Source organism: Achromobacter denitrificans NBRC 15125 (genome assembly GCF_001571365.1).
Taxonomy (GTDB): Bacteria; Pseudomonadota; Gammaproteobacteria; order Burkholderiales; family Burkholderiaceae_B; genus Achromobacter; species Achromobacter denitrificans.
On the sequence record NZ_BCTQ01000004.1, the window covers coordinates 121,044 to 136,994 of the forward strand.

The following is a 15,951-nucleotide window of genomic DNA, read 5'->3' on the forward strand; positions in this document are numbered from 1 at the left end:
CGTAAGCGTCCGACGCTGGTGCAGGGGGACGAAGTTTCCGTACAAGGTTCAAGTCGTTATCTGGTCGTTGTTTCTGCTCCCCGGAGAAGTGCAATGAATACTCGGAATACATCGCGGCTGGCCAGTGTTTCTCCCTGCGACTTGAAGCGCAAGCCTCCCGGGCTTGCTGCCCGCACAACGGACGGGCCGCGGTTCTGCTTGGCAAGCCTCGGCACTTCCTGATCTTCCGAATTCGGTTGGAATCCCTTCCATCCGTAGTCGGGAAGCACGGCGTTGCTTCCCGTTCCCAGCCGCAGCCTGGCGAAAAAATCGGGGGATCGCAATGCGCATCGATCTGTCGCTCCTGAAGGGCAATTCCGAACGCGACGCAACGCTGGCAAACCTTGATGTGGCCCTGCTGCGGGAGCAGCGGGAATTCAGCGGTCGGTTTGCCGGTGTCGCGGGCATCGAACCCACGGATGCGCCCGCGTTCGAGCTCGACGGACGCTGGATAGATTACATTGCGCTGGCGCCGGGCGCCGCCCGCTTTGATTTGAAGGTGCCGGCGCCGCTGAAGTTCGAAGGCGTAACCGAGCTTGAGCTTCGATTGTCCTATGCGAAAAGCGCGGGTACCTGGACGGTGGAGTTCCTGTCCGTGGCTTGGTTGAAGTACGGCTACAAAGCCGTAGCGGGTCTGGGCCAGTGGCTGCAGGACGCACAGCGGCATGGGGTTCCCGTTCTGAAGTTGGACGATCAACGTGGTTTTCCCATCGACGAATGGGGGCTTGCGGTCGAGCCGATGAAATGGGCGAAAGCCAGCGAAGCGTACGCGCACGTCATGAACGCCGGCATCTTCGCGGACGCGCGGCAGCGCCACAGCCTGGTGATCGTCCCGGAATCGAACACCCCCTTTATGAAGTTGGCTGCGCCGGGGCTGAACCTCATGGGCCTGCAAGGCGCGGCGCTCGGGTCTCGCGCATCGAACTGGCGGATTGCTCCACTTGCCCTGTCATTCCCGCTGCACCGCGGCGACAGCCCCGCGACATGGCGCGGCCTGGTGTCCTGGGCGCCGGTGCAGACCGAAGAGAACCGGGACGACGACGACCGGCTGAAGATTGCCCCGATCCTGGACCAGCTCTGGAACCGGCCCGTTGAACGCGCGCTGCTCGGCGCCCGCATCGAGCAGGCGGCGCAGCCTGTCGTGCCGCTGCCCCTGTTGACGATCACCGAAACCAAGGCTGGGGACAGCCGCGAGAAGCAGGCGCCCCTGCTGCTCATCGAGGCGCAGCGCGACGCGTCGTCCAACCGGCCGGGAGCCCCCCGCCTGCGGCGAGTGTTTCTGTCGGGTTCAGGGGCGATAACGCTGCGCGCGGATTTCCACCTGCAAGCGAAGTCGGCCAACGAGGCGGAGCCGGTCTGGGCCTCCAACAAGGCGATGATCAGGTTCGAGGGCAATGTCCAAAACCTGCTGCCCTTGATCCCGACCGACGTGACCGGGGCCGGCGCAACGAGGGAGCGCCTGCTCGCGGCGCTTGATGCCGCGCTTGGCCCGGTGGAAGGCTCCGATGGCGATGATCCGCTCCTCGTCTGGCGGGCGGACGGGTCCGTGACGACGCCCGCCGCCACCGACGGCTGGATCGTCTGGGGTTCGCTGCAGTTTCAGGTGCCGGCGGGCGGGATCGGGGCGGAGTTGGAGTGTCGAGTGCGCGGCACGTGGAACGCGCAGGAGTGCGATGCCTACCCGGAAGTGATTCTTGATCTCTTCGGTTGCAGGATACGGCCATCGGCCAATGCCGACTCGGCGGATCGCGACCTGTACGCGGCTTTCGGGGTGCAAAGCGGGTTGGAGGACGAATTGCAGCGCGATTCCGACGTGTTGCGTTTTGCACGCCGCGAGGAGCAGGAATCGCGCCTTTGCGACATTCGCATCCGGCATCGCACTGATCGCGGCCGATTGGCCGTGAGCCGTGTGGAGGTGCGCGCGAGGGACGGTTCGCGCTTCGGCGACGAGTCCGTGGTGCTGCAGCTACGGCCGTTTTCCGTGGCGGTGGTGCAGCCCGTCGACATCGATGCCGAAGCGGGAGACCTGATCGCCGTCTGGTCCAGCAACGACCCCGAAGGCGTGCAATGGCGCGTGCCCGACGCCACCGCTGCGATCACCCTGCCTGCGCAGGCGGTAGGCGAGACGATGGAACGCGGCGCGCGCTTCTGGAAACCCGGCGCTACGAACCAGACGTGGATCGATCCTGCATCACCGATTCCATACCGCTTCTCGCCGCCTACGCAACTCGTCGTCCGGCCTTCCGTGCGCGAGCGGCGCTATAACAAGTCGCCGGCGAATTTCTCGGCGCTCCTGGCCGATGCGAAGGTCGAGTCTTTCGTCACCGAGACTATGTACCCGATCCAGGCGAGCTTCCAGGTCTCGAAGCTGGGGCTGCCGGATATCCGCATACGTGAAACGGGATCGATGTTGGGCCGCCCGGCGGAGAACCTGCCGCCGCGGATGGATCTGCAAGAGGATCTGAAGGACAAGAAGGCCGAGGACCGCTGGTTCAAGAGCATGTTCGCATCCGAAGTCGCCGCCTACGCGGCGACGCTGGGTCTGCCTCGGGATGAAATCATCGGCCTGCGAGGCCGGCAGGCGGCGGCGAAAGCGAGCTTTGCCGCGCGGCTCGCTCAATATCATGTCTACGATCCGTGGGCCGTGGATGGGCGCCTGGGGCTTGCCGAGGGCCTGTCGTTCCGCCTGCGCGACACGACATACGGCGCGCCGCCGCTGCTCAGCCCCTTGCCGCACTGGAAGGTCGAGAACCGGGTGCAGACGCCGCTCGCCAACGAGGATCTGCTGCCCGGACAGAAGCAGGAGATCCATGTCGAGAACCCGACGCGCAGCCCGCGCTTTCTTGGCGAGGGCGGCAAGTGGGCGGACAAAGACGATCCGGACGGCGCGTTCGTGGGCGGCGTTGTCCACACCATGGAGTTTCCGTCCGAGCTGGTTGCGGTTCTGCGCAACCCTATTGGGACGAAAGGTCGCATCGACAGCCTTGCGTTCACCGCGCTGGGCGCCAACGCCCACATGGTCGTGGCCTTCGACGAGGGCCGCACGATCTTCGTGGGCGAGACCTTGCATGGGCAGCTGGCCCGGCTCATCAAGATAAGGATCGGGCGCGTCGCGGTCCTGTGGAACCGCGCGCGCCACGTGATCGTCTACGAGCGCAGCGCCGTGCCTGGTATGCAGTTCGTGGATGAGCAGGAAATCAACGGCAGCGCGACCTCGCGAGGGTGGCCGATACTGCGCAAGGCAGAAGAGTACGTCGAACCGATAGAGCGAGTGCGCGCCTTTGCCGACGAAGCCCAGGTGAAGGACAACCGCGCGGGTTTTATCCGCGCAAGCGAGTTCATCACCCCGCGCGTCTACGTCAACGGCGCCTGGGGCCGGGATATCGGCCACGGCTATGAAATTCCGCTGTGGAACGAGGCGGACGAGAGCGGCTTCTATCCCAAGCCCGCGCTTGCGCTGCAGGCGCATGCCGGTGGCGCGGAGATGGTGCGCTGCCTGCTCGATGAGCCGCAGCATTTGTACTTTTATTCGAACACCGAGCCGGGCAAGGGCGACGACACCGATGCATGGGCGTCCTATCGCGGCGTGGACCAGCCGCTTTCCACCCCACGCCTGAAGGTGGTGACGACGGTGCCCGGCAATTACCCGGATTCGGAAAAGCAGAACAGGATCATCGATGCCCGGCACTTGCCCGCGCCCCGCCTGGGAGGGCTGCGTCGGCCGCGGTTCGACATGAAGGTGGTGCCGGACGGCAAGGTCGATCTGCAACATGCGCGCGGCGAGACCGAAATGCTCGCCGTGATGGACATGGTCACGGTAATGCGCAGCGTCGCCGACGCTGCCGACGCGGAGTGCCTTGAAGGCGTGCCGTCGGGCGAAGGCGAATCAAGTTGGGCGACGGACCTCGACGAGATCAAGCTGCATTCCAATCTTGCCGGCCAGGTCGCCGCCGCGCAGGCGCTGCGCGCCAAGGCACAAGCCTTCATCGAGCAGGCCTGCGAGCGGATCGCGGCCCGCGCCGCATGCGACACCGTCAAGGAAGAACTCGAAAATCGAATCAGCGAGCTTTTTAGCCAGGCCCGCGAGGACCTTGACGCCAGCATGAGGAACCTGCCGGCGCCGCGGGCGCCGACGGGGCTGCTGACCCGTGCCGTGGACGAACTGGAGCGCGAGCTGGTCGGCCTGGAAAGGTCGATGCGCGCGCCGTTCGACAAGATGCTGGCCGACCTGGAGGCGCTGAGAGCGCGCGCGCGGGGCGATGTGGATGAGGTCCAGGTCGCCGTCGCTCAATTCGACAGTGACGTGCTGATCGCCAAGTCGGTCATCGGTGTCGCCCAGAAGGCGGCCAAGGAATGGACCAAACGTCTGAAAGGAGTCGTTTCGACCACGCAGGGCGACGTGGAAGCGCTGCTCGTCCAGGCGAAGCAAGAGGTGGACGAGCTTATCAAGGTTGCGCAGCCAGGTGCCAAAGCCCCGGATATCCAGGTGGTTGTGGACATCTGCGACAAAGCGCTGGCGAGCCTGCGACAGCTGGAGCATCACCGGGTGTACGGCAATGTGCTGGCCCGTTGCGCCGATGCGATTTCCGGTGTGCGCGCCTCGTTCCGCCTGTCGCTGACCGACCAAGCCTGGGCCGAGTTGCAAGGTGGGCTCGCGAGCGCGGCGCAGGGGCTTTCCGAATTGCTGCAAACAGTCATCAATGTTGCGAAGATTGCCGCAAGCCTCGCGCAAGTCATTCTGGACAGGCTGGACGCGATCTCGGCCGAAATCCTGCAGTCGCTGGACGAATCCGCGGAAAAGCTGCGCAAGTCCACTGCGGCAAGCCTGGCTGCCGTGCTTCAGGAAATCAACATCGGGGTCGAGAGGATCCACGCTAATGCCGGGCTTGCCGTCGAGAACGAGCGCGACGATCTGCTTAGGCAGTGGCGTATCCAGGTCGTCATGCCGCAGATGCTGGCTCTGCGAGGGGAGGTGGAAAAGATCGAAGCAGGTTTCGCGGCGGCGATGGCGCCCGTGCTGGCGTTCGCGAAGTTGGCCGCGGAATTGTTGAATGCGGTCGTGTCCAAAGCGGATGACTGGCTGGCGAAGGCCGAGAGGGATCTTCAGAATTTCGTGAAAGCTCTCAACTGTGCGGAGATCGAGGAACTGCGCGCCGAAGTCCATCGTCAGCTCCAGGCCGTCGAGGAACAGATGCGGGATCGCATCACCGGGCTTGCCACGTCGCTCATCGACGAGTCCACCCAGGCGAGATTCCGCGACCTGGAAACCCGGATAAGGGAAAAAATAGCGGAAAGCCAACCCATCGCGGACGACGTCGCCAAGGGAATGAAACTGGTGAAGGCGATCGGGGAGCTGCCGCAGTTGCCGACGCTTACCTTCAACGCGGAACGGGCCGAGTACGTATTCAGCGACCTGCGCCAGCAGATCGAGACCTCGCCCTTTGCCGCCAAACTGCGCGAGATAGACGGTGGCCTGAAGGAGTTGGGCCTGAGCATACCGACCCAGGAGTTGCTGGACCAGATCGTGCCCAACAGCCTGAAGAACGTCGATTTCAACAAGGTGTTCAGGAACCTGGGGGGGATGGACTTTGCGGACTTCTTCAAGCGCTTCCGGCTGCCGGAAATCCACAAGGACCAGCTGCGGGTGACGCACGGCGTGGACAAGCGCACCCGTACGGCATGGGTGAGCACCCGCGTCGACGTGCAATTCAACGAGGAGAAGTCGCTCTTTGAGGTGGCGGGCCTTGCGGTCACGCTCGCCAAGATGGACATGAAGGCTGCCAGCGACCTGAGCGTGGGGCTGGACGGCGAGCAGAGTTCCAGGACCGAGGCGAAGCTCAAGGGCGACTGGGGCCTGCTTTTCTCGGGGGCGCGGCTGGCTACGTTCCGCGATGTGACGGTGCGTTATGACGGTGCCGCGTTCGGATTCGACATCGAGCCGAAAAAGGTGGAGCTGCACCCGGCGCTCAAGTTCGTCGACGAGTTCGCCAAGCGCTTTGCGCCCAAGCTGCCGCCAGCCGTCGAGCTGCTGCGCGACGAGCGCGGTATCCCCATGGGCGCGAAGGCGCAGATGCGCACCGAAGTCGAACTGCCGCCGCTCGGCATCGTCGAGATCGGGCCGATGCTGATCCGTTCGGGCATGTCGCTGAGGCTGACGCCCGCCGGCAAGTTCCAGATGGAGGCGAACGTCTCGGTGGGCTCGCGCGACGCGCCCGTATGGGTGCAAGTGGGTTATCTGGGCGGCGGCATGTGGCTGGAAGCCCAGGCCAACTACGACGAGAAGGTGCGCTACGAGGCGAACGTGGGCCTTGCGCTGGGGAGCGTGAGGGCGGTCAATATCGCGGGGGTGGCGCGTGGCTCGTTCGCCTTCCTGCTTTATGCCTACGCATCGATTTCGGACCAGAACGGAGGCTCGTTCCGGGCCGGCCTGCAGGTGGCCGGCAATGCGCGCATCCTGGGCACCGCCAATGCGTCGGTGCTGTTGCTGCTGGAGGCTGTCCACGACGGCGGCAAGACCGAAGGCCGCGGCGTGCTGGACGTTTCGATAGAAATCTGCTGGTGCTACACGCTGCATGTGCGCAAAGACGTCAACCATAAGATCGACTGAGGCGGGGGGCTATGGACAAGTACGGATGGATTGTTGCGTTGGAACGGGCGCCGCATCTGGACGAGGCGCCGAACAAGATCTTTACGGTCAACCTGGTGCGGCCGTGGTGCGACGAGGAGGTCCCGGCCGAGCCGCGCGGTCCAGGAAAGCCGGGGGCCTTGGACATGACGGGTGATCTGTGGCTGCCTTGGCGCTGGGAAACGCCGATAGACTGGGCGGTCTACGGCCGCTTCGACGATGCGGGGAAGCCGGTCTGGAAGAAGATCGACGCGGCCTCCGTAAAGCTCCCCGAAGCGTCTGCGGGCCTGAAGCAGCACGATGACACCGTCGACGCGATTGATCAAGAAATCCGGAAGGCTACCGCCAACACGCAATACCCTTTCTCGCAGTTGCCGGAAGATTTGCAGACGACCGAGGCGCGCAGCCTCGTGCACGTGCTCGCGCCGCTCACGCACTGGCCCGCGCGACTGTCCGGCGGGGTGCTTCGCCTCACCTGGCTGATGAGCTGCCCGAGCGACGCGTTCGAGAACTGCCAATCGGCGGTCTGCTTTCCGCAGTTCAAAATGCGGCCGGGCACGCTGGTGGCCGGCGCAACACAGGAACCCGACGCCGCGACGCTGGACGACTTCGGCACGTTCTCCGGTAAGCAGGCCGTGAGAGTCGATTATCTGGACCAGCATGTGTCGTTCCTTGCGCTTGCGGCCGACCTTTCGGTAGCGGACAGCTTGCCGGCAGAGGGTAAGCTGCAGCTGGCGCAAGGCTCCGTGTCGCGTAGCGCCCTGGCGGCGTATTTCGTGGAAAACCTGCTGCCTCTGCCCATATTGCGCACCTGGATCGAGAAGGCCTCCGATGCGGGCCCGCTTGCGACCGCGAACGCCCAGTCCTCGCTGGTGCGCGCGCTGTGGGCCGCGTTGGGGTTCGGCCGGGAATACGTGGACGGCACGGCGCGCACGAACATCGTCGAGTTCCTGGTCGATGGGGCTGCGCTTGCCGATGCAAGAACGCTGCGCAGCGCCATCGAACGGGAGGTTGAAAAAATCGATTCCGCGGCTGCGATGGCCCGTTTTCGCGGCGCGGTCGAACAGCTCGCCGCGGCGCCGCTATCCCGCGCATGGGCGGTAGAGCAGCAGAGCACCTGGAAGCTGGTTCAGGAGATGCTGGAGTCGTTCGACACGGCTCCACTGCCGGCGCCGGTGTTTCGCGCCAACTGGATTCAGATCGCGGCCGTGCTCACTTCGGAAGAGGGCCTGCGCGCCGTGATGGGACCCTGGCTGGCCCGCATTCTCGACGGCCTGTTCGTGACGACCGAGGAGCGGAACGCCTGGACGCCGGTAGGGAAGAAGCTCGAACGCGTCGGGGAGTTCCGCGCAGATCTGCTGCTGCGGGCGTGGCCGTACACGGGTCGGCCCGCGCACTGGGAGGCGGCTGGCGAGCTTGCGCGGAAAATGGACGAGGCAGCCACGAAGGAACTGGCGAGAACCACGCTGGAGGCGGCCGGCGCGGTGCTAGGAGGCACTTGGCCAGGGCTCGAAAGCGAACTGGACGCGGCAGTGACCAAGAGGATTCAGCGGTTCGTCCAGCAAGTCGTGGGCGCGTCGAATGCCGATAGGCCGCGCCCGCGCGATCGTGGCCTCAAGCTCGACTTCAGCGCATTGGACGCCAGCAGCGGTCCGGACTCGGATCACAGGCTGCGAGGTTACGCCATCGGTCTGTGTTCCGGCCACATCGCGCGAGGCGGAGGCAAATGGATGGCGGACGACAAGCGCGCCCAATGGCTCACGGATACAGCGGTACAAGTCAGGCAGGCCTGGGCGGAAGACGAAGGCGGCGGAATCGCATGGATGCATGAAGCGGTAGGCGCGACTTCCGCCAACGGTGAAAAGCTGGTTTCCGTGGAATTCGAGGGCACGCCCGTAGCCACGACGCTCGCGGCGGGCGACCAGATTAGCTATGACGATGGCGACCCCGACGGTTTCAAGCAGATCGATTTCGGCTGGAACGACCAGGACAGGCCCCTGCCGCTGCTCGGCTACGGCCTGTACTACGCGGCCTGGGCGACTCCATTGGACAACGTGGGCGCCGTCATCGACGAAAAGATGCGCGGCCGGCACGTGACCGAGCTGAAACCGGCTGGGGAGGTCCAGGCCGCCCACGCGCAGACGCTGCAGTACCTGTCGTCGGAGGCGCCGGGTGCGCCCGATTGCTCGATGCTGGACGAAAATCTCTATGCGTTGTCGGAGGAAACCCAGGCGCATGCCTGGCAGGCGTGGGACATCGCGAAAGCCGCCGACGCGGCCGCGGCTAGCGGGTCGGTTCGCGTTCCCGTCCTTGCGAAAGTGGCGCTGCTTGCCAAACCGCAAATGTTGTCGGATGGGGCCGTCGATCATGTGCTGTTTCCCGAAGCCGAGAGCGAGTGCCGTTTCACGGTGAGGCCGCACGGTACGCATTCGGCCTTCATCAAGCGTTGGCTCGCGACAGATCGGCTGCTGGTGGAGAACGGCGAGGTTCCGTCGGATATGGAGTTGGGCAAGGACGCGGAAGCGATAGCCACGTTTGCCGCCACGTTTCGCGAGCGGCCTGGCGCGCGAACGCAGCGAGCCACGCCCTACCATCCCGCGGTTCGCGCCATTGGCATAGCGCTGGTCCTGCACGGCAAGACGGTACATCGGGAGATCGTCGAGATCGAGCGGGTGAAACGGGACGCGGGCGGCGTACTGGCGGCAGCGCAAGGGACGGCGTGCGTCGAGGTTAGGGTCGTCGCCGTCGACTCGGGCTCGCCCAGGCTAAAGGCGTACCAAAGGTCCGTCACGCTCGATCTGCCGCGCGGCGCGTTCGCCTGCCTGCGGTTCTACGCGCTTGTCGATGACCGGCATTTCACGTCCGGATCGTCGGACCAGCGGTATGCGGAGGGTCTGCGGAATACGACGGAAGCCGGATTCGCTGGCTTTCGTGCATTCTCGCCCTCGGAGCGGTGGTTCGAAACGCTTCCCGAGTGGCCGACCAATGGCCTGCCCGGGGACCCGGTCGTCCTGGGGCTGACGCCGCCCGCCGAAAGCGCGGCGGGCCTGGTGTCTCCGAATCTGCTGGTGGCGGACATCCAGTTTCCGACCGCAACCGGATGGGCGCAGTGGATCAAGGGCGCGTATCTGCAACGGCATGAGTGGCACTGGACAGGCTACCCCGTGGAGTTTCCGGACGCCGCAAGCGAGTTGCCGGCATGGATTCCCAGCCTGGCCGGTGTAGAGTCCTTTCGCGAGGCCATCGAAGCGACGTTTACCACGTCTTTCGACGGCGCAGAATGGAGACTTGGCATCGCTGCCTCGGGCAAGGTCGCGGTTCATCGCTGGCCGCTCGCCGCGGGCGCGCGGCCAGCGCGCTACGTCGCCTACCTGGCGCGCCCGATGCTGCGCTTTCGGCCTTGGCTGAATCCGAAGCTGGGCGAGCAAGGGCCGTACGCGGTCGAGCGGGACATTTACGCGCGCGGCGCGCTCGTTCCCGGGCGTCTGCGGGAGGGACCGTTCGAGCGGCTTGCCACGCCGTCCTTGCGCGAAGGCATCCCGCTTACCGCAACCTATGGCGATACTTTTCGGCGGCGCCAGAACGGAGCGATGCTGGTGTTTGACGACGTGATCCGCCGCACCGACGATCTGGCGCACGTGGGCGGGTTGGGGGATTCCATCGAGATCGACCTGGTCGAAACCCGGTTCGCGGACGTATCGGAGATGGGCAATAACCCGATCTTCCATGGCGTAGGGGGGCAACCGTCGAATTGGGGCTTGTCGGTGGATGGCGCTTTCGGCCTGACCTTCGATACCGGCCCGAATCCGAAGGTGGCGCAAACGGCCATCATCGTGCGTCCGGTGAACGCCGGCGGCCGCTGGGTAATGGCGATGGTGCGTGCGCGGCGTTTCATCCTGCCGGAGACGGAACTCGGGACGATGCTGCGCGCGGGAGGCACGGGGCATCTTGCGATGATTCCGACACGTGTTGCGGGAAAGGACATGGTGCCGCTTGACTTCGTGGTCGACGTGGATGCGCCCCTGCAGCGGCCGTTGCGGCTTTTCGTGGAGAGCCCCGCCCCCAAGGATCTTGAGATCGCAGTGCCGGCGACGGCGCCGTCGGGCGCGAAGTACCGCTACCTGGTGACCTGGCACAAGGGACGGTGGAAGAAGGAGGACGACCCGAAGGACGACGCGACTGACGACGGCCAGACCTGGCGCTGCCAGGTCATGCTGCAAACGCGCCGCGATGCACGGCTTGTCTGGGAAACGCAGCCGGGCACGGTGAGTTGTTTCCAGAATCGGGGCAGCACACTGAAGCCCGGTTCGTCCATCGAGCGCTGGTATCTGGCCGCTGGCCCGGAAGCCAAGGATCCGGAAGTCCGCCGTATTCGCATCAGCGACTACACGGACCCGCGCTGGCTTACTTTCATCGGCTCGTTTGGCAATGAAATGCCGGCCATGGCGGACGACTGCCGTTTCGTCGTGAGAGACGGAAAATTGGATAAGCTGGAAGCGGCGCCGGACAGCAAGGCGCAGTTGCCGACGCTGCGAAACCGCGATGCCTCGCTGACCGGCGATGAGCCCACGTTCCACCTGGCGCTGGTTTTCCGGGAAGTGCCGGATGCGGTGCGGCTGCGCACGGAAAAAGGCACCGGCGAGCTGGTTGCATGCTACTTCGTGGATAGCGGGAAGAAGCCCGTCTTTCTGCCGCGCACCGCGAAGGACAAGGAGCCCGCAAGCTTCAAGGATTGCTATGCGCACATTCTCGCGTTGCAGCGCAGCAATTCGCTGACGAGCCTGGAAAAGGAGGAACTCAAGGCCGGCACCCTGTCAGGCTTGCTGGAGTGTGCCTTCCCGCCGCAAGGCGACACCGCGAAAGAGTGCATTCTGCGTTTCTTGCCCGAACACATCGGGCCAATTCCGATCCGGAATTGAATTTCACCCGTCATTGCTTCGTCTGGAGAAACGTCATGGCCTGGTATGAAGATCAGCCCCTGGTGACCGAAGGCATAGATACGAGCACAGTGATCAATATGCTGCAGGTGTGGCTGCCGATTCAGTTCCGCACGCCCACGGCGTATCCCCCACACCAGGGAAAGCTCTATGCAGAACTCACCGCGCAGCAAAAGCAGCTGTTGGGCAAGTCGACGGAGGAGGTCGTTTTCGCCACGCACACCCTGACCGCCGGCAATCGGGATGCGCTTAGAAGCGCACTGACGAATGTCGCCAACTTCGATGCGGGCGTGTTCTCGGCCGGCGTCGGCGCGGGCATGAAGATCGTACTGCCCTCGGGCTGGGTGGCGAGCGCGGTGAGTCTGGCCGTGAAAACGCTGGTGGGCTATCTGCTGCGTAACGATGAGACCAAGGAGAAAGTGTCGTACCTTTCGGCCAATCTGGCGCAAGGCGGGCTGCTGCGTGAGTGCTGGCATACGGTGGACATGGGCGCCGGCAACGTATTCTTTCACCGCGTGATTCAGTACGAGGTGAATTCAGGCACCGAACTGCGGCAGTTCGTTCTGTACTCGACCAGGTATGCGCTGAAACCGTAGTTCCGCCATTACTCCCCGAACAGCGTCTCCACGCTCTCCCGGACCAGCCCGAACAGCTCCACCGCCAGCGCCGACGGATCGGCGTCGCGCAGCCGAAAAATGGCCACCGGCGGCAACGGAATCCGCGGCCGCACTTCCAGCAGCGATAGGTTCAAGCGCTGCGCCAGATAGGCTGCGGAGTCCGACCGCAGCAGGCCGATGAAACCGGGCTGTTCGGCGACCACGGCGCCGATGAAGGGCGGGCTGGATTCGACGGTGGCGGGCGGGACGGGCAGCTTTTTCTTCAGCAGGGCGGCGCGCAGCGCGCTGCGCACCAGGGAGTCTTTGGACGGCATGACCCAGGAGTGCGGCAGCAGCTCTTCGAGGGCCACGGGCCGGCCAGCCAGGCCCATGTCGCGGTGCGCGATGAAGCGCACTTCGTCGGGATAGAGCACTTCGACGTGGAGCAGGGCGGCTTCTTCGTCGCTCAGGTTGCGGCTGGGCAGGCTGCCGATGACGAAGTCCAGTTCGCCGGCCATCAGCATGTCGAAGAGGCGGTTCGCGATGCCGTCGATGATTTCCACGTGGGCCTGCTGATGCCGGGCCGCGATCAGCGCGACGGGGCGCGACAGCAGCGACATGCCGGTGTATGACGGGGCGCCGGCGCGCAGTGTGCGGATGGGACTGCGTCGCAGTTCGGCCAGCTCGGATTCGAGGCGCGCCAGTTTGTTGACGATGAGGCGGGCGTCGTGCACCAGCGACTGGCCGAACGCGGTCAGGGAAACCCCGTCGCGGTGGCGTTCGAAGACGGCGGCGCCCAGGGTGTCTTCCATTTCGCGGGCCATTTTGCTGATGGCGGGCTGGGACAGCGCCATGCGGTCGGCCAGCTGGCGAAACGAGAGTCCTTCGGAAACGCCCTTGATCAGTTCGAATTGCTTGAGGCGCAGGCGGCTGAGAAGTTTGCCGCTGCCTGCCGCGGCCGTAGCGAGCGCCATGACTTATCCAAAAGTTATCACTTGGTGATTTTATTTCAGTTATCAGTTAATGGGACGGTGCTTATCCTATGGCTGGCAATCAAAGAAAAGCGACAAGGACACCGGAGGAGACCATGCAATCCTGGAACCTGTTTACGCGGCTGGCTGCAATGCTGATGTTGAGCGCGTTTTGCGGCGGCGCGCAGGCCGCGGCCGCCTGGCCGGCGCAGCCGATTACGATCATCGTGCCGTTTCCGCCGGGCGGGGCTACCGACGTGATGGCCCGCTTGTTTGCGCCTCGCATCGAGGCGGCCCTTGGCCAGCCTGTGGTGGTGGAGAACAAATCGGGCGCCGGTGGCACCATAGGAACCCAGCAGGTGGCCCGCGCCCGCAACGATGGCTATACGCTGCTGTGGGGTACGGTGGCCACGCACGGCATTGGGCCGAATATCTACAAGAAACTCTCGTACGACGCCGTCGCCGATTTCGAGCCGGTGGTGCATGTAGTAGACCAGCCTTATGTACTGGTGGCGCATCCGTCCAGGAAGATCTCGTCGGTGGCCGAGCTGCGCAGGCAGGCGCAGGCGCGGCCGGGGCAGATTCCGGTGGCTTCGGCCGGCGTCGGCACGGCGGCGGACATGCTGTTGCGCAAGTTCCAGGCCGACACCGGCTTGTCGTTGCTGGGCGTGCCCTACAAGGGGGCGGGACCGGCGATGGCGGATCTGCTGGGGGGCCAGGTGGACCTGGCTTTCGATGTGATTCTGACCACGGCGCCGTACATCGCGGCGGGCAAGCTGGTGCCGCTGGCGGTGACTAGCGCCCAGCGCTCGCGGACGCTGCCGCAGGTGCCGACCATGGCTGAGGCCGGCGTCGAGGGCTTTGTGGCCGCGGGCTGGAACGGCCTGTTCGCGCCGCGCGGCACGTCGGCGCCGGTGGTCGACAAGATCAACGCCGCCGTGAACCGGGCGCTGCAGGATCCGCAGATCAATCAGCGCCTGCAGTCGGAAGGGTCGATTCCGGTGGGCGGGACGCCGGCGCAATTCTCGCGTTTCATCAAGACGGAGATCCAATCCTGGGGCGAGGTCGCGCGGCAAGCCAATGTTTCGTTGGATTGAGGGGAGATCATGAGTGTCGAGAAGTCGATGGGTGCGCAGACCGACCCATGCCGCGGAACGGGGCCGCTGAGCGGGGTGCGGGTGCTGGATATTTCCACCGTGGTGGCGGGGCCGTTCTCATGTACGCTGATGGCTGACCTGGGCGCGGAGGTGCTGAAGGTTGAGATGCCGGGCGAGGGCGACCACATACGGCAACTGCCGCCGCACAAGAATGGCGTGGCGCTATGGTCGAAAGTGGCCAATCGCAACAAGCGCGGCGTCACGCTGGACCTGCGCCAGCCCGACGGCATTGAGCTCCTGGAGCGGCTGCTGCCGCAGTACGACGTCCTGGTGGAGAATTTCCGCCCCGGCACGCTGGACCGTTGGGGCCTGGGCCTGGCGCGGCTGCGCGCCCTGCGCCCGGACTTGATCGTGCTGCGGGTCACGGGTTTCGGCCAGACCGGGCCATACCGCTCGCGGCCGGGCTTCGCGCGGATTTTCGAGGCGATGTCGGGCTTCGTGAACCTTTGCGGAGAGCAGGATGGGCCGCCGCTGTATCCCGGCTTTCCGGTATCGGACGCGCTGACCGGCGTGTTCGGCGCCTACGCCGTCGCGGCCGCGCTGTTGCACCGGGAAAAGCACGGCGAAGGGCAGGAGATCGACCTGTCGGCCACCGAGGCCATGCTGCGCGTGCTGGACTTCATGCCCATCGAGTACGACCAGCTCGGGGTGGTGCGCACTCGGCAGGGCAATCTCAACGCGTACTCTGCGCCCAGCAGCGTCTACAAGACCCGCGACGACAAGTGGGTGGTGCTGGCGGTCAGCGCGCCCACGGTGTTCCGGCGGCTGGCGATCGCCATTGGCCGCGTCGACCTGCTGGAAGATCCCATGTACAGCAGCAACACCGCGCGCATTCGCAACCGCGAGGGGATCGAAGGCATCATGGAGAACTGGTTCGGTGCGCATACGCTGGCCGAGGCGTCCGACATCCTGATGCGCCACGAAGTCAGCTTCAGTCCCATCTATGACATGGCCGATATCGCCGCCGATCCGCATTTCAGCGCGCGTGAAGTGCTGGTGCGCATCCAGGACGAGGAGTTGGGAGAAGTGAGCATGCAGAACGTGGTGCCGCGGTTTTCCGCGACGCCGGGGCGCATCTGGCGCGCCGGGCCCGGTATCGGCCAGCACAACGACGAGGTCTACGGCGAATTGGGCCTGTCAGCGGCGCAGCAGGCGGCGCTGCGCTCGCGCAACATCATCTAGGAGCAGTCCAGCATGACTGGCTTATCGTTGCCCTTGCAGTTTCGCGGCGGCTTCACGCTGCCGGATGCGCGGCACGGCGCATATCTGCAGGCGGTGGGCGGCGGGCACCCCGTTCACAGCTCGCGCGAACTGGCCCTGCGGGCCGGCTTCACCGATGTGCCGCTGGCCGGCATCCATGTGCTGGGCGCGGCCATGGCCGCTTTCACCGCGCAGTTCGCCGACAATCCCGTTCAGCTGCTCAAGGTGGAAACCAAGTTCCTGCGGCCGGCGTACCCCGGCGAATCGTTCGAGCTGGCATTGGAACGGCTGGACAGCGAGGCTGTGGCGGGCACGTCGTTTGTCGCCGGTCGCTACCGAGGCTATTGCAGCAACGCGCAGGCGCACCAAGTGCTGATGCTGGATTTCAAGATACGGGTGGCGCCGGCCCAGGACTGACCGGCGCGC

Annotated in this window: 7 protein-coding genes; 6 read left to right on the plus strand and 1 reads right to left on the minus strand. The window is 65.0% G+C overall.

Annotated elements, in window-relative coordinates; genetic code table 11:
* The first annotated feature begins 322 nt into the window (after positions 1–322).
* From ADE01S_RS05365 to ADE01S_RS05375, 3 genes are read left to right on the plus strand one after another with little or no spacing between them, the layout of a single operon-like run.
* Positions 323–6,646 carry a coiled-coil domain-containing protein gene (locus ADE01S_RS05365; RefSeq protein ID WP_062680435.1) on the plus strand — a complete coding sequence of 2,108 codons (6,324 nt, stop codon included), beginning with the start codon at positions 323–325 and terminating at the stop codon, positions 6,644–6,646.
* 11 nt (positions 6,647–6,657) lie between these two features.
* Positions 6,658–11,583: a hypothetical protein gene (locus tag ADE01S_RS05370; protein ID WP_062680436.1), complete on the plus strand. Its 4,926-nt coding sequence runs from the start codon at positions 6,658–6,660 to the stop codon at positions 11,581–11,583.
* 35 nt (positions 11,584–11,618) lie between these two features.
* Positions 11,619–12,197, plus strand: coding sequence for a hypothetical protein (locus tag ADE01S_RS05375; RefSeq protein WP_062680437.1), 579 nt, complete (start codon positions 11,619–11,621; stop codon positions 12,195–12,197).
* 8 nt (positions 12,198–12,205) lie between these two features.
* Here ADE01S_RS05375 and ADE01S_RS05380 read toward each other — a convergent pair whose 3' ends face one another.
* The gene (locus ADE01S_RS05380; protein WP_062680438.1) at positions 12,206–13,171 is read right to left on the minus strand and encodes a LysR family transcriptional regulator; all 966 of its coding nucleotides are present in this window, start codon (positions 13,169–13,171) and stop codon (positions 12,206–12,208) included.
* Positions 13,172–13,284: 113 nt separating this feature from the next.
* Between ADE01S_RS05380 and ADE01S_RS05385 the strand changes: the two genes are divergently transcribed.
* The 3 genes from ADE01S_RS05385 to ADE01S_RS05395 are packed head-to-tail and all read left to right on the plus strand — an operon-like array spanning position 13,285 to position 15,942.
* Complete coding sequence (locus ADE01S_RS05385; protein WP_062680439.1) at positions 13,285–14,265, plus strand: Bug family tripartite tricarboxylate transporter substrate binding protein; 981 nt, start codon at positions 13,285–13,287, stop codon at positions 14,263–14,265.
* Positions 14,266–14,274: 9 nt separating this feature from the next.
* Positions 14,275–15,507: a CaiB/BaiF CoA transferase family protein gene (locus tag ADE01S_RS05390; protein ID WP_082775709.1), complete on the plus strand. Its 1,233-nt coding sequence runs from the start codon at positions 14,275–14,277 to the stop codon at positions 15,505–15,507.
* 12 nt (positions 15,508–15,519) lie between these two features.
* On the plus strand, positions 15,520–15,942 hold the full coding sequence (locus ADE01S_RS05395; RefSeq protein WP_082775710.1) for a MaoC/PaaZ C-terminal domain-containing protein: 423 nt from the start codon (positions 15,520–15,522) through the stop codon (positions 15,940–15,942).
* Positions 15,943–15,951: the final 9 nt, after the last annotated feature.